The following is a 16,270-nucleotide window of genomic DNA, read 5'->3' as shown; positions in this document are numbered from 1 at the left end:
TTTGACTCCTTCTGCAACAAGCAACAACGGTTCGGTGATCATTACAGACCCGAACTTCCACACAGGATCAAACAATGCCATGACTCTGAGCTTCAAACTCACTGCTGACCAGCCGATCAATACGTACGGTACAGGTGGTGGAGACGGACTTTCTTACTCTTTCGCAGATGATATTTCGAATACGGGTAACCAAAACGGAAGCGGTTCCAAACTGCGTTTGGTATTCGACGCGGCTGACAATACGACGAACCTTGCCGGAATCTACATCGTTTACGGAAATACTTCCGGTGTAAGCGCTACTGCCGTAACACCGACAGCAGCTTCAACAGTTGCTTATGCTGCAAACACCGCTTCATGGAAATTGGGAACGGATGTTCCGGTTGTGTTTACGATTGACGTATCCGGAAAAGCAAGCTTAACGGTTGGAACTGCAACGATCTTTACAAACGTTCAGATGCCTGCGGCTTACATGTCGGCAAACACTTCTACGTGGAAACAAGCATTCAGCGCTTCTACTGGAGGGGATGCATTGCGTCACGCTATTTCAAACGTAACAATTACAGCACCAACTTCTCAGTTTGCGTTGGTTGCTGCAAATCAAACACCAGCAACATGGCAGTCGGGAGGAACCTTCACAGGAATTCAGCCGGGTACATACGATGTATGGATGAGCAGCAACGGAACAACTTCTTGTGCGAAGAAAATCGAGACAGTTGAGATCGAAAACCTGAATCCATTGGTAGAACTTGGAAACGATACGGTGATCTGTCAGGGAGAATCATTGGTACTTGATGCAGGAAATGCAGGAGCTACGTATGTTTGGAGTGGTTCATTGCTAACGACTCAAACAAGAACCGTAACTCAGGCTGGTGTATACGTAGTTTCGGTAACGAACTCAGACGGTTGTATGGGAGTTGGTTCGATCACGATCGGAGTAAACAACACTCCTACGGCAAACAGCTCGCTGTATGTGGTAAACAACATGCCGACTTATACATTCACCGTATTGAATCCGCAAAACGTTGATTCATATACCTGGAACTTCGGAGACGGATCTGCAGCGCTGACAAACGCTCCTGCTACAGTGAGTCATACATACACCGTTGCAGGACCTTACGCGGTAACAGTAACATTGACAAATGAGTGTGGATCCGAAACAGTGATTCAAACAATTGTGGTGACAAGTACAGCAGGAATCGAAGAAAACGGAATCGAAGGCTTAAGCCTGTACCCGAACCCGGCTTCAGATAAAGTAACTATCACGGTTCCTGAAACAACAGATGCATCTGCAACAGTTTATTCGGCTGCAGGAACATTGGTTGCAACAGTTGGAAGACTGGATGCTCAGACAGAACTTTCTGTTCAGGGTTGGAATCCGGGAGTTTACTTTGTACGCATTCAAAGCGAAAACAAAGCAAGTACCATCAAATTGGTGATTCAATAAAACACAATAGAAAAGGCATGAGAGCAGGCGGGAAGTACATTCCTGCCTGTATCCTCATCGTTTTCCACTTCAATCTCAAGAATATGAAACTACTCTCCGCTCCCCTTATTTTACTGACTTTTCTTTTGAACGGGTTCACAAGCTCTGCCCAATGCAACTGGACGCAGGTTTACTATGAATCCTACGAATACACGACGGTTATTCCGTACCTGCTTCCGGGAACAACCTACCAGAATACACCGCAGACTTATGCAGGATGTATTCGCACGGGATCATACGGAATGTACATGAATATCGTTGACGGGTATTCGGGGTTGCTTTATTCGCAACCTTTTACGGATATGTGTATCGGACAGCAGTATCGTTTCTCCTTTTCTACACGGGATGCATGGACGAGTACAAATAACCTCACGATCCAGGTCAAAGACAACAACGGAACCATCCTGGTTTCGCAAAACGTCATCAACGGAAGTACCTGGAATGACATTACCATGGCTTCGTTTACAACAACGACCAGCTCGGTTGTTTTTGAAATCATTACCAATGCAGCCGGGACAGGTGGAAATGATGTCGGGTTTGACGACCTGAGATTGTTCCAGTGCCAGCCAACTCCACTCAATTTCCAGGTTACGGAGTGTGCAGCGTCAACCAATTCCCTGAATCTTTTTTCCGAAATTACTCCGAATGCCTTATCGCAAAACGGTGCGTGGACCGGTCCAAGTACACTCACAAACGGTTATTTGGGAACCTTTACCGCGGGAACCAATGCCAACGGAACGTATCATTATACCATTGATGGTGCTCCGGGGTGTGCGGATTCCATTGCAAACATTCAGGTAGCGCTTATTCAAACGCCGGATCTGGATCCGGTTCAGAATGTCACTGCCTGTACCTATTATGTGCTTCCTGCTATTTCGGGAACGAATTTAAGCGGAAACCAACGATATTATACCGGACCGAACGGAACCGGGAATGCTTATCTGCCGGGTGCAGCGATTACAACTGCGCAAACATTGTATATCTATGACGGTGCGGCAGGTTGTTCCGATCAGGTCTCATTTACCATTACTTTTATCCCGCCGCCGGTGATTACCGTGAGCGGAAACGATACGATTTGTGCAGGTGGAACGGCTGTATTTACGGCTTCTTCAACCAGTCCGAATATGACTTACGTGTGGACACCCGGAAATGCAACCGGTGCGACGCTCTCTGTCAATCCCACTGCCACAACGGTTTACTCGGTGGTCGGAACGAATGCTTTTGGTTGTACGTCGAATACCGTATCGACAACAGCTGTTGTGCGTCCTGCTCCGGTGCTCACCCTGCAGGTTTCCGAGGACACGATTTGTACCGGAGAACAGGTACAGTTGATGGTTACTTCATCGATCAACGGAACGACCTATGTCTGGAACGATGGAAACACGCAGCCGGTGCGGATTGTTTCTCCCGCATCGAACAGCGTTTATTCAGTAGTCGGAACTTCACCGAACGGCTGTACGGATTCCAAAACAGCATCGGTATTGGTGATTCCGCAATTGGAAGCTACGATTTCCGGAGCAACTTCTTTTTGTGAAGGCTCTTCCACGACGCTTTCCGTAACAGGGAATGTACCGGGAATGGTCTTTACATGGACGCCGGCAGAAACGACCGGTCAAACACTGGTAGTGAATCAATCGGGAGCTGGCTGGGTGTATGTGGAAGGGGCATATCACGGTTGTCCGGTAGGAACGGATTCTATTTTCATGACCGTATCACCGAATCCGGTTGTTGCGGTTCCGGATGATTTCCAGGTTTGTCCGGGAGAGCCGGTAACGGCAACGGTTAGTTCCAATGTACCGAACAGTTCTTTTGTGTGGACTCCCGGAAATTTATCCGGTGCAACGAACACTTTGCATGCAACCACTTCTACCATGTATTACGTCTATGCACAGAACGGTTCTTGTGTTTCCGAAGTAGATTCATTTTATATTGACATATCACAAGCCTGTTTCCTTGAAGTGCCCAATATCTTTACGCCAAACGGTGACCAGGTAAATGATTATTTTTCATTGGTGTCGTATTCGGGGATTGCATCCCTGCAGATAGACATTGTGAACCGCTGGGGAAACCCGGTTCGTTCGTTCAGTAAGCCCGATTTTCAATGGGACGGAAAAGACGAAACGGGAAAAGAGATGGCGGAAGGTGTTTATTTCTACCGCTTAACTGCGGTTTTAGGCTCAGGACAGGAACTTGTGAAACAAGGTTTTATTGAAGTTTTACGTTAATGAATAATCATCAGTTTTAGTTCTTTTTGTTATTGTACCTTCAATAGTTAGAGTGCGGCTTCGGGTCGCATTCTTTTTTTGTTCTTGTAGGAAAAGAACCTGATGATGTTCGGATGAATCCCCGGAATCACATGATATTTTGTGTAACTTTACATCAAAGAGCTCAATTTCTATGAATATTCTGGTTACGGGAGGCGCTGGCTTCATTGGTTCACATCTGGTTCGCCTGTTGGTCAATAAATATCCTCATTATCAGATTGTGACCTTCGATGCCCTGACTTATGCGGGAAATCTGGCAAATCTGAAAGACGTCATGACGGCAGAAAATCATCATTTTGTAAAAGGAGATATTACTTCCGAACAGGATGTGAAAAATGCGTTTGAGACCTACCGGATCACAGATGTCATTCACCTGGCGGCAGAATCGCATGTCGACAGATCGATCGAAGGACCGATGGAATTTGTGCACACCAATGTCGTGGGAACGGTGAACCTGATGAACCAGGCACGGGCTTACTGGAAATCCAATGAAGGACACGTGTTCTATCATGTTTCCACGGATGAAGTGTTCGGATCACTCGGGTCGGAAGGTTTTTTTACGGAAAACACACCGTATGATCCCCGAAGTCCGTATTCCGCGTCCAAAGCCGCTTCCGATCATTTTGTTTCAGCATACTACCATACCTACGATTTTCCGGTGAAGCGCTCGAACTGCTCCAATAACTACGGAAGCAATCACCACCCGGAAAAACTGATTCCGCTGATGATCAATAACATTCTGAACAAAAAACCACTGCCGGTTTACGGAGAAGGAATCAACGTGCGCGACTGGTTGTGGGTAGAAGATCATGCCCGGGCAATCGATGTGATTTTCCACAAAGGAGCAATCGGCTGCAACTACAACATCGGCGGATGGAATGAATGGCGGAACATTGACCTGATTCACGAGCTGTGTCAGATCATGGACGAAGAATTGGGACGTGAAGCAGGAGAAAGTGCTGCGTTGATCACGTATGTGAAAGACCGTGCCGGGCACGATTTGCGTTATGCGATTGATGCAACGAAACTCTTCGACGAGTTGGGCTGGAAACCATCCATCACCTTTGAAGAAGGACTGAGAAACACCGTGAAATGGTACCTCGAAAACCAGGATTGGGTGAGAGAAGTCACTTCCGGAGCGTACCAGGAATATTACAACAACATGTATAATCAGCGTTAAGATGGGGGTGTTCGATGTGTTTAAACGCCAGAAAAAAGAAACTGCCGATTTGGGTGGGGCCTTGCTGGTAGATATACACAGTCACCTGCTGCCCGGAATTGACGACGGAGCACCTACCATGGATCACACGATCGGGATGCTGCGCAAATTCGAAGAGCTGGGATACCAAAAACTCATTTTCACCCCGCACGTGATGTCGGGAGTGTATGACAATACGACCGAAATCATTCTCCGCAAACTCGAAGAAGTTCGCGGTGTGAGCAAAGAGCTGGGCTTGAAGCTTCAGTTAGAAGCATCAGCCGAGTACTACTTCGATGAAACATTTTTCGAGCGGATCAGCCGCAAAGACCTGCTGCCGTTTCACGGAAATCATATTTTATTTGAATTCTCCTTCCGGAATCAGCCTTCGCGGGTGGAAGAAGTTGTTTTTCAGTTGAAATCGGCAGGTTATCAACCTGTTTTGGCACATTTCGAGCGCTACCTGTATTACCATCCTTCCATTGAAGTAGCACGGCAGCTGCGCGAACGCGGATGCATGATCCAGGTGAATCTGAATTCTTTCACCGGGCATTACGGGCTGAATGTGAAAAACCAGGCAATGAGGCTTTTAAAAGCAGGATGCATCGATTTGCTGGGCAGCGACTGTCACCGGATTCAGCACCTGGAGCTGTTGGAAAATTCCCTGCAGGAAGCCGTTTTTCATCAATTAATCAAAGAACCGGTCAAAAATCGCCAGTTTCTCTAAGGCAGGATCAGCACACCTCCGATTTGTTAAAATTATCTTTGGAAAGTTCCATTTTTTAATCTAAATTTTCACTAAAAATTAATTTCAAGGGAAATATTTACCTTGGTAAATAAATTATGTGTATACTTGCTGAAAATTGACAATTATGGAAAATTATCTTGGACTTGGCGTAGGAATTATTGCAATTATAACCGCCTTTTTAGTACGATCAGCATTCTTCTTCAGAACTTCATTGAGCATCGCAATCGGTGGTTTGATTGTTGCTTTGACCAATGGATTTGAGCAGGATCCTTCATTGGATATGATTTGTTTCTCCCTGCTGGGAATCGTAGCATTGGGCTACCTGATCTCATTACTTTCAGCGAAAATCAGAATGGTAGCACCTTATTTTGTTGGACTTCTGGCCCTGATCCCGGTTGGTGCAAAAGCAACGTACCAGGGGTTTGAAGTGAACTGGACGGCTGAAGTGGCGATGTTTGCCGTGATCGGATCGTTGATTCCGCTTCTGGCGAAAATTAAGGACTATTTTGCAGTTCGCTGGTTCAAAGCAGATAAAAAAGAATTTGATGCTGCAGTATCACTGGTTTACTTCGGATTATTTGTATTTGCATCGTCCTTTTTCGTGTCTACTTTCGGTGTGATTTTACTCGCAGTCGGTTACTTCGGTTCTGTGGTAGCACTGCGTTCGAATGCCGGTTTGCAGTTGAGTATTGTACTTTTTGCGGTAGCATGGATTTTGTTCTCACTCAACTCACTGGAAGGTATTTCCGACTCGTTGCAGAAAGGAAACTTATGGATGGGAATCCTGGCAGGTTTGGGAGCATTGTGGGCATGTCGATCCATGAAAAACGTATTCCTCGGACTGTTTATCCCGATCCTGATTTTGGCAGTACTGATCAGTTTCGGATTGATCAATGAAAATTTCGGTGGTACACCGACCTTGCTCGGAGCAATTATCGGATCTTCACTGGCGCTGGCTTTGGTAGAATATTCAGATGGAAACAAGCCGTTTCCCGGAATTTTATTGCCGTTGATCCTGATGGGATTCACCAATACAGTGGATTCACTTTTTCAGCCGGAAAAACTGAAAGTGGAAACATTGCTTGACACCGGGAAAGAATCTTCGAATCAGACAGCAAAGAAAAAAGATGTGATGGACATTCCTGCCATTGCATTGACGGATGGTGATGCCGGAGCATGGAAAAGCGTAGCGGCAAACTCCAAACTGGAATTTGAAGTGGGGCCTCCTGCCAGCAGAACAGCCGGAGCAATCAAGGATTTCACAACGGATATTCACCTGGATAAAGCAGGAGTGATTAAAAGCCTGCAGGTAACCATGAAGAGCGAGAGTTTGACCACTTTCAACGACATCCGGGACGAATCTGTATTGAGTGACGAATTCATCAAGTCGGAGAAATATCCGAAGATTATCTATACGTCCAAAAAGATTGAAAAAGTAGGGGAGGATTACAAGATTACCGGAGACCTGGAATTCGTGGGAATGAAAGTAGAAGTAGTTGTGAACCTGCGTTTCGTTTCCAAAGTAACGAAAGACGGCAGCGAGATGCTGGTGTTTGTTGGAAAATCTGTTGTTGACAGAACGAAACACAACATGACTTCAGATTCGAAAATCGGCGACCTGGTGGATGTCACTTTTGAAGTCGCATTGGCTCGTTAAAACCGAATTGTTGTTCATCAGAACAAAATCTAAAGACAGAAAGTTGTATTTTTCCAGTGTGAAAGTACTCCTCTTCTGTCTTTTTTTTGTTGCCTTCAATTCTTTTGCCCAACAACCTGATTCCTCGTGGAATAAGCGCTCGTATTGGGTTGCGGGAACGAATCTGGCAGTCGGCGGGGGAAGTGTTGCATTGCTTTCAGCTGTTTGGTATAAGGAATATCCCAAATCTGATTTCCATTTTTTCGATGATTCCAAAGAGTGGATGTATATGGATAAATGTGGGCATGCATTCACGGCTTATCGTCTTTCCATGATGGAGTACAGTGCCTGGCGCTGGGCACGCATGCCGCGAAAAAAAGCCGTTTGGCTTTCCGGCGGAATCGCCTGGACATATCAGCTCTCCGTCGAAATCCTGGATGGTTTCAGTGCCGAATGGGGATTTTCGGTGGCGGATCTCACTGCGAATACCGTTGGTTCGGCGCTGTTTATCGGGCAGCAACTCGGTTGGGACGAGCAGCGTGTTCAAATCAAATTCGGCTACAAACCTTCGCCTTATGCCGCCATTCGTCCGGATGCCCTGGGGTCGAACTTCCCACAACGATTGTTGAAAGACTACAATGCGCAGAGTTACTGGTTGTGCGTGGCCCCGGGAACTTTTTTCAAAGAATCCCGCTTTCCCAAATGGATTCAAATCGGTTTCGGCTACAGCGCGGATGCCAAACTGCGTGGCTACGACAATGTTTACACGGATGCGAATACCGGAAAAACCTATTATGCCAAACAGGAATACGCCATTTCACTGGATATTGACTGGGCGCAGATTCCGGTTAAAAAAACGTGGGTACGAAAAATTCTCAAGCCGTTAAATACCATCAAAATTCCATTTCCGGCTGTTTTTTGGCGCAACGGCGTTTGTTATGTCGGAATGTTCTGAAAAAAGATTGAACCGAGGGTTAAACTTTGAGTGCAACAAGGCATCTAATTGAAAAGGTAAAATTGAGAATTGAAAAGATGAATGGAATTCTGGATGTCAGGTCTCTTAATAATTGAAAAGAATTTTTAATTGAACTATTGAATTCTAAAACCGTTCATAACGAAAACTCCTCAAATAGACCGCATTTTAGAGAAAAATAAAACCAACACAATGACTCTGATGAAAACACAACTTATTTTACTCTTGTTTACCCCATTCCTGGGATTTACACAACCTTATTCCGATCCCAATGTGGGAAAACCGACCTCGGGTTACGGATCAGACGGAACTTACACGGTTGCAACGGAATCTTTTAACAATGCCAATTTCAACGGAGAAGACATTGTTATTTTTCATCCGCAGGAAATCACCACTCCCGTTCCGACGATTTTTTATTCGCACGGATATGGCGGTAACAACCCGCTTTACATCAAGGGACTAACTGATTTTGTGGCTAAAAAAGGATATGCACTGGTTTTTGTTCCTTACCAGACCACAGGAGTTTCGGTTCCTGCACGCTATGAAAACCTGCTGGAAGGATTCCGGAAGGCTGCCCGCGATTATCCGCAGATTATCGACACGACTCGTGCGGCATTTATGGGACATTCGTTCGGTGGTGGAGCTTCTTTCGGGAATTCCTACAAATGCTTCACGGAAAACAACTGGGGAAGTAACGGGCGTTTCATTTACGTTTCGGCACAATGGTATTCATACAACATTACTCAAAATCAATTGCAGAATTTCCCTTCGGATGTAAAACTGATTACGGAAATTTACCAGAGCGATTCGACCAATGATCACCGGCTGGCGGCAGATATTTTCCGGAATATTTCCATTGCGAATTCCGAAAAGGATTTTTTGATGCTGCAACGCGATACGGTTGGCGGGTATATTTACCCGGCCGATCACAATACGCCCAATACGGTGATCGCTCTGAATGCGCATGATTATTATGGAATTTACCGCCTGCTGGATGCTTTGGCTGATTATACCTGGAATGGAAATCCGGCAGCAAAAGATGTGTGCCTTGGAAACGGCTCAACGGCTCAGGTCACATTGCCGGCAGGATTGAAACCCATGATCCAGACAGATGCTCCGCATATTACCCGTCCGATGAACAGTTATCAATTTCCATGTGATTCATCGATCAATCTGCGCATCAATTACTGTGACGCGGTAAATGCTTTGAATGAACTTTCTGCATCCCAGCTGGAGATTTTCCCGAATCCGGCAGGGCAAACGTTCACTATGCGGACAGATGCTGTTTTGACAAGTATTCACTTATCCGATGCGTTCGGAAGAGAGTTGCCGGTAGAATTCCATGAAATTTCGGGTGGATATGTATTTGATGTTGCGAATGTGGCAAAAGGTGTTTACTTTTTGAGAACCAATATTGGTATGTGTCAATTCATTAAAAATGCAGACTAAACTTTTTCAATTTGACAGTCCGAACGGAGCAATCCGTGGAAAACTGACAGATTGCGGAAATAATGGTTCGTGGGTCCTGATGGCCTGCGGGCACAATGGTTTTTACCATTTCGGGATGTTCCCGACTATCCAGGAATACCTCGCTTCCGAAGGGATTTCTTCCGTTGCGTTTAATTATACGCATTGTGGTATTTCCGACGACGGCGATTATTTCAACGACCTGGAAAGCTACAAAGCCAACTGCAGGAGGCTGGAAGTCGAAGATTTGAGTTTTGTGGCTGAAAAAATGATGTCGGGAGCGTGGATCGGTAAACCGGAACAGTTATTCCTGTTCGGCCACAGCATGGGAGGGTTTTCTGCTGCATTTGCCAGCAGCGAAATTCAAAAGAAAGGAATTGCTGTGTCTGGAATGATCCTGTTGAATTCGCTTCGCACGCTGAATACGCGGACTCCTGAAATCATGGAAGAATGGACGAAGAACGGCGTTTATTTTCGCCCGAATATGCGGACAAAGCAGGAATTGCCCCAGGGACCGGAATTTTTGGCGGAAACTCTTGCCAGTGATGCCGAATGGGATATGCAGCCGGTGATTGAAAAACTGGAAATTCCGTGTTTTGTGGCACATGCAGTGGACGATGAAGCGGTTCCGTTTGAACATGGCAGAACCATTTTCTCCTGGGTTTACAAAAACAATCTGAAAAATGCCTTTCTGCCGATTCCAAATGCGGGACATACACTCAATACCACTCACCCGATGAAACGAGAATCGGAAGAACTGACGTTTTTCTGCCAGCAGGTGGAGGATTGGATCAGGAGTTGTGTTGTTCAGGAAAAATAGTTGCTCAAAGCTTTTAGATCCGGGTGGTTGTTCATAATCCGTCACGGTGGATGAGAATGGGCATTTTACGTTCTTCCCGAAGACTCATTGCTGAATGAGATATCCCATCGCATCTACAAAAAACACTCCCGATTTTGAAATGCGGTTTATTGAATCCGGTGTATTGAAAAAGGAAGGATATAAAGGAGAAATTCCTTCAGGAGTATGGATGAAAAGCCGGTTTGCGTTGTTTTTGTATAGGGGATAGTTCCGGGTTAAAACAGAAGGATCAGTGTTGTGAAAATAGCGAACGGAATCAATCAGTATTTCAAACGTCGCAGAAAGAATCCGGAATTCTTTCGATTCAGGGGAATAGATGGAATAGTACTTGTGTCCGTCCATGAAATGTGTATTGGCATTGAACTTTCCGAAAAGCGGCTCTCCTGATTGGTTCACCAAAACACCGCATAGTGTGGTGTCTTTCTCACAGGGGACAAGAAATACAAGCGTGGAATCGGTACTCAATCCTTCAACCGTTACCCTTCTGTCCCAGATGAAGCCGGAAAGCCGCGTGCCGTTGCGATGAAGTACTGCCAGTTTCCCGGTTCCGTTTTCAAGATAGAATAATTCAGCTCTTTCTTTGGACAAAAGGTAGTCGGATTCCTCATAACCGGATAATTTCCGGAACGGATAAAAGGTTTCCCCGGGAAGAATTTGTTGAACTTGGAGAAAATCGAGGTGATCGTTGTAAATGTCAAAAACCTGGTTCGGGCTGTTTGTGTCTTTCAAAGCCCAGAAATAGACATTTTGCCCCGAAATCACCCGGTAAATGTCCAGGTATTCTTTTGGAACCAGTTTCCCCGATTCAAGGTGAAGTAATTGTTTCCTGGTAATCTTTTCGGTTCCTTTTCTAGCTTGCTTTTTTGTGGGCTGATCGTGTTTCGTAATAATGGCAACTGCAAAGAGTTTGTTTCGGAAAGATTCCGCGTAATTAGCATAAAAAAGGGTGTGTTCATCCCGTTCGTACGATTGAAGGGTGTTGAAGGGAGGATATTTGTCCGATTGCGGCATGTCGATTTCCATTTTACTGGTGAATGGAATGGTGGTGATCACTCTTAGGTTGGTGTCGATGAGGTCTGCTTCTGTTTCCCGGAATCCGATGAAAAAATTCCCGAACGATTCCAGCTGGGAGTAATTGGCACTCATTTTCCCGGTTTTCCGGTCGAGAATGAGGTGGAGATCTTGTTCTCCCGAGTATCGGGTTCCCTCAAAAAATGGAGGTGCTTCTTTCCGGTACAAATGGCTGAGTGTTTGGAGTGGTTCCAGGGAAGTCAAATCTGTAAATTGATTTTCTTTGCCGCCATTGAGCTGAAAGATATGATAATTACCATGTCCGGAGTTTTTGGCAAGGAAGTATGCATTTTCAGAAACGCAGGATTGAGCGAATGAGATAAATTCAACATCTTCATAATAAGGCGGAACGATCACAGTGCTATCAGAGCGTATGATTCCTGTTTGATGTGTCTCCAGCGGAGAGTATTTGTAATACAGAAACGGGAAGCCGGAATCATGCCAGGGATCACAAACCTGTATGTAGACTTCCGTAATATCGTGTGACCAGGGAATCAGTTGTTTTCCTGTAATGGAATACAGGCTTGAATGTTTCTTTTCATTGTAGACTTGTACACATGCAATGCGGTTCGAAAGGGGTTTGAATTGAAAGGGATAACTACTTCTCGGTATGATTTCCTGTCCGGTTTTATCATACAGACGGAATTGCCAGGGGTTTTGAGCTTCGAGAAGATCCTCCAGATCGTGATAAATAATACGATCAAATGCTAGTGGTATAATCCACGTGTTTTGTCTGTTTAAACAGCCTGTTTTTTTTCCGTCTGAGAGAATCCATTCGGAAATGGGGTCATTTATTTCCTGGATGACGTTGAATCGGGCAGGATAGATGGTATCTTTCTTGTTGTTCCGAAAGCCGGTAAGTTGTGTGTGTTTGTCTATAAATGGAATCAGCACCTCCTGGGCCAAAACTGACTTCATCCAAAAAAAGAATAAGATACATATAACGTACTTCATAAGTAACCCCGGCTGTTGTTATAAATGAGTTGTTCTGTTTTGGTTACCGGAAAATGATTTTTTTAACAGAGCTGTGTACCTTTAAATCCGGGTGGTTCGCTATTTGGCGAATTTGCGAATTGACGTTTTAAAAACCAAAAAAGAAGGGGAAATCATGAATGACGTCCCCTTCCGACTAGTATTGAGTTTTTATTTCTTACTGGAACTTCTTAAAAATCACCGTCGCAATATGCCCTCCGAAACCGAAGGTATTACTCATCGCATACGTAATCTCTTTTTTCTTTCCTTCCTGCAGCGGGAAATCGTACAAATCTTTGAAATCCGGTTCGATTTCCGTTGTATTGATCGTTGGCGGAACCACCGAATCCTGGATTGCCTTGATACATGCAATGGCCTCAACAGCTCCTGCTGCTCCCAGCAAGTGTCCGGTCATCGATTTGGTTCCGGAAACACTCAGGGATGGTCTTTCACCGAATACACGCTTCAAAGCAATCAGCTCGCTGTTGTCTCCCTGAGGAGTAGAAGTGGCGTGCATATTGATGTAATCGATCTGGTCCGGAGAAATCTCCGCATCACGTAAAGCTTCTTCCATTCCGAGCACCGCTCCGTCTCCTTCCGGGTGAGTTCCCGTGAGGTGGTAAGCATCTGCAGCCATTCCTCCGCCGACAACTTCCGCGTAGATTTTAGCACCTCTGGCTACTGCGTGTTCGTATTCCTCCAGGATAATTGCACCGGCACCTTCTCCCATCACGAAACCGTCGCGGGTTACGTCAAACGGACGCGAAGCCGTTTCACAGGAATCATTGCGTTTCGACAAAGCCTGAGCAGAAGAGAATCCGCCCATTGCTGCTTCATTGATCGCCGCTTCCGAACCTCCGGAGATAATCATATTGGCTTTTCCCCACTTGATGTAGTTGAATGCATCGATCATGGCCGTGTTGGATGTAGCACAGGCAGAAACCGCACAGTAGTTGATTCCTCTCAGGCCGTATTCCATGGAGATGATTCCGGATGCGATATCTACCAAAATGCGCGGAATGAAGAAAGGTGTGAAGCGCGGCGTACCGTCTCCTGCACAATATTCCTTCATTTGATCCTGGAATGTCTGGATTCCCCCGTTTCCGGATCCCCAGATCACCCCGATGCGGTCTCTGTTCAGTTCTTCGAAATTGATTCCGGCATCCGCCACTGCTTCTCTCACAGCTACAAGTGCATATTGGGAGAACGGATCATATTTGCGGATTTCCTTCACATCAAAGTGTTCAGATGCGTTATATCCTTTCACTTCGCAGGCAAACGTGGTCTTGAACTTCGACGTATCGAATTTCGTGATCGGTGTTGCACCGCTTTTTCCTGCTTTTAGGTTGTTCCAGAATTCGGGAACATTATTTCCGATTGGCGTAAGGGCTCCCAATCCGGTAATTACAACTCTTTTTGTCATAATAATTTGTTTCGATTAATTGAGGCGAATGCAATCAGGGGATCAGATTCGCGCAGCAAATTTAAAGGTCTCGTCGGAAAGTTCAAAGGGTTCAAAAGGTTCCCAAAATGTTCAGTAGAAATTTTAATTTGAACATTCCTGTCAGCTTACAGGAAACCCAATTCCAGTTTCGCCTCCTCACTCATCATATCTTTGTCCCACGGCGGGTCAAAAACGATGTTGATATGAGCTTCGGAAACTCCATCAATATCTTCTACTTTCTCCTTCACGTCCTTCGGCAAGGATTCGGCTACCGGACAATTCGGAGAAGTGAGCGTCATGTCAATTTCTACAACACCTTCCTTGGAGATGCGTACTTCGTAGATCAATCCCAGTTCGTAGATGTCTACAGGGATTTCCGGGTCGAAAATGGTTTTCAGAACCGCTACTATTTTATCTTCCAGATGTTCCATCTTATTTTGGGATTGCGGACAATGCCATTAATTTAATTTTCTTCACCATGCTTGCCAGACCATTTGCCCGGGTGGGTGAAAGGTGTTCCTGAAGCCCGATTTCGGAAATAAAGCGCAGATCGCTTCTAACGATGTCTTCCGGACTTTCATTATCGTAAACGCGTACCAGTAGACCGATGATCCCTTTGGTAATAATTGCATCCGAATCAGCCGTTAAACGTAATTTATCGTGATCGATAGCGGCATCCAGCCAAACCTTGCTCTGGCATCCTTCGATCAGCCGGTCGTCCGTTTTTTTGGACGGATCAATCAAAGGCAGATCTTTTCCAAGTTCAATGATGTATTCGTATTTCTCCATCCAGTCATCGTAGATGGCAAAATCATCAATGATTTCTTGCTGTTTTTCTTCAATACTCATGTGTGTACTCCTATCCCAGCATGGAAATACTTTTTTCCACTGCTGCTATAAATTTGTCAATTTCTTCTCGTGTGTTGTAAAATGCAAAAGATGCTCTGATCGTTCCCGGAATCTGGTAAAAATCCATCAACGGCTGGGTACAGTGGTGTCCTGTGCGGACAGCAATTCCCTGTTTGTCCAGCAGTGTTCCGATATCGAACGGGTGAATACCCTGAACAGTAAATGAAACCACCGAAGTTTTGTTTTTCGCTGTTCCGATCAAGTGGATATTTTCGAATGTTTCCAGCATTTCCTGGGCATATTCGGTCAAGTCACGCTCGTATTCCTCCAATTCCTTCGGATCAAACTGGTTGAGGTAATTCAACGCCGTTCCAAGGCAGATTCCTCCTGCAATGTGCGGTGTTCCCGCTTCAAATTTGAACGGGAGTTCGTTGTATGTGGTGCGTTCGAATGTCACTTTTGAAATCATGTCGCCACCACCCTGGTAAGGAGGCATTTCGTCGAGCAGAGTTTCTTTTCCGTAGAGAACCCCGATCCCGGTGGGCCCGAAAACTTTGTGTCCGGAAAAAACAAAGAAGTCGCAATTCATAGCCTGCACATCCACTTTGGTATGTTGGATACTCTGAGCACCGTCGACCAATACTTTTGCACCGGCCGCATGAGCCGCTTCAATGATTTGATCCAGCGGATTGATCGTTCCGAGGCTGTTTGAGATATGTGTTACTGCTACCAGTTTTGTTTTGGACGACAGCATGTTTTGGTATTCATCCAGCAGCAACTCACCACGTTTATTGATCGGAATGACCTTTAAAACCAGTTTTTTGCGCTCGGCAAGCATCTGCCACGGAACAATGTTCGAATGGTGTTCCATAGCCGAAATGATGATTTCATCACCGGCCTGGAGTAATTCTCCATAAGAAGTTGCTACGAGGTTAATTCCGTCGGTTGTTCCCTTGGTGAAAATGATTTCTTCTTTCTTCGGGGCATTGATAAAACGACGGATCGTTTCACGAGCTTCCTCGTATTCGGAGGTTGCTTTCTGACTCAAATGATGGACACCACGGTGGATGTTGGCGTTGTCCATACTATAATATTGGTTAATGGCATCCAAAACCATCTGCGGTTTTTGCGAGGTTGCTCCGTTATCGAAGTAAATCAGGTTCTTTCCGTATACCTGTTGGCGCAGGGCGGGGAAATCCTGTCGAATCTCACGCACATTGAATTTTCTTGTTGCTCCATTTTCCATGGTACAAAGATAATGTAAATGCTATTTGTATTGTTTCTAAATAAGTTTAAATTCCAACCT

13 protein-coding genes are annotated in these 16,270 nt (G+C 45.4%); 8 read left to right on the top strand and 5 right to left on the bottom strand.

Annotation, left to right across the window (positions count from 1 at the left end):
- The 8 genes from ABDV94_RS17570 to ABDV94_RS17535 form a co-directional block, all read left to right on the top strand.
- Positions 1-1,444 (top strand): T9SS type A sorting domain-containing protein (locus ABDV94_RS17570; RefSeq protein ID WP_343748519.1); only part of this gene is annotated, 1,444 nt, incomplete at its 5' end.
- An 83-nt stretch (positions 1,445-1,527) separates the two neighbouring features.
- A complete protein-coding gene (locus tag ABDV94_RS17565; protein ID WP_343748518.1) occupies positions 1,528-3,708 on the top strand; it encodes a gliding motility-associated C-terminal domain-containing protein in 2,181 nt (726 codons plus the stop codon).
- 172 nt (positions 3,709-3,880) lie between these two features.
- Positions 3,881-4,927, top strand: a complete 1,047-nt coding sequence (gene rfbB / locus ABDV94_RS17560; RefSeq protein ID WP_343748517.1) for a dTDP-glucose 4,6-dehydratase — start codon at positions 3,881-3,883, stop codon at positions 4,925-4,927.
- 1 nt (position 4,928) lies between these two features.
- On the top strand, positions 4,929-5,672 hold the full coding sequence (locus ABDV94_RS17555) for a CpsB/CapC family capsule biosynthesis tyrosine phosphatase (protein WP_343748516.1): 744 nt from the start codon (positions 4,929-4,931) through the stop codon (positions 5,670-5,672).
- A 145-nt stretch (positions 5,673-5,817) separates the two neighbouring features.
- Positions 5,818-7,350, top strand: coding sequence for a YceI family protein (locus tag ABDV94_RS17550; RefSeq protein ID WP_343748515.1), 1,533 nt, complete (start codon positions 5,818-5,820; stop codon positions 7,348-7,350).
- 58 nt (positions 7,351-7,408) lie between these two features.
- Positions 7,409-8,284: a DUF2279 domain-containing protein gene (locus tag ABDV94_RS17545; RefSeq protein WP_343748514.1), complete on the top strand. Its 876-nt coding sequence runs from the start codon at positions 7,409-7,411 to the stop codon at positions 8,282-8,284.
- Between the two features lie 219 nt (positions 8,285-8,503).
- Complete coding sequence (locus ABDV94_RS17540; RefSeq protein WP_343748513.1) at positions 8,504-9,751, top strand: T9SS type A sorting domain-containing protein; 1,248 nt, start codon at positions 8,504-8,506, stop codon at positions 9,749-9,751.
- Complete coding sequence (locus ABDV94_RS17535) at positions 9,741-10,589, top strand: alpha/beta fold hydrolase (protein ID WP_343748512.1); 849 nt, start codon at positions 9,741-9,743, stop codon at positions 10,587-10,589. The genes ABDV94_RS17540 and ABDV94_RS17535 overlap by 11 nt, the downstream gene beginning before the upstream one ends.
- An 84-nt stretch (positions 10,590-10,673) precedes the next feature.
- On the opposite strand, the gene ABDV94_RS17530 is transcribed toward ABDV94_RS17535, so the two are convergent.
- The 5 genes from ABDV94_RS17530 to ABDV94_RS17510 form a co-directional block, all read right to left on the bottom strand.
- Positions 10,674-12,617, bottom strand: a complete 1,944-nt coding sequence (locus tag ABDV94_RS17530; RefSeq protein WP_343748511.1) for a hypothetical protein — start codon at positions 12,615-12,617, stop codon at positions 10,674-10,676.
- Between the two features lie 232 nt (positions 12,618-12,849).
- Entirely contained in the window at positions 12,850-14,094 is a 1,245-nt protein-coding gene (gene fabF / locus ABDV94_RS17525; RefSeq protein ID WP_343748510.1) for a beta-ketoacyl-ACP synthase II, read from the bottom strand.
- 146 nt (positions 14,095-14,240) lie between these two features.
- Positions 14,241-14,546 carry an SUF system Fe-S cluster assembly protein gene (locus ABDV94_RS17520; RefSeq protein WP_343748509.1) on the bottom strand — a complete coding sequence of 102 codons (306 nt, stop codon included), beginning with the start codon at positions 14,544-14,546 and terminating at the stop codon, positions 14,241-14,243.
- 1 nt (position 14,547) lies between these two features.
- Entirely contained in the window at positions 14,548-14,964 is a 417-nt protein-coding gene (locus ABDV94_RS17515; RefSeq protein WP_343748508.1) for a SufE family protein, read from the bottom strand.
- Positions 14,965-14,974: 10 nt separating this feature from the next.
- Entirely contained in the window at positions 14,975-16,210 is a 1,236-nt protein-coding gene (locus ABDV94_RS17510; RefSeq protein WP_343748507.1) for a cysteine desulfurase, read from the bottom strand.
- Between the last annotated feature and the right edge of the window lie 60 nt (positions 16,211-16,270).

This window comes from Fluviicola sp. (assembly GCF_039596355.1).
Taxonomy (GTDB): domain Bacteria; phylum Bacteroidota; class Bacteroidia; order Flavobacteriales_D; family Crocinitomicaceae; genus Fluviicola.
The sequence above is the reverse complement of the archived record's forward strand: the minus strand, read 5'-3'. Positions and strand labels throughout refer to the sequence as shown.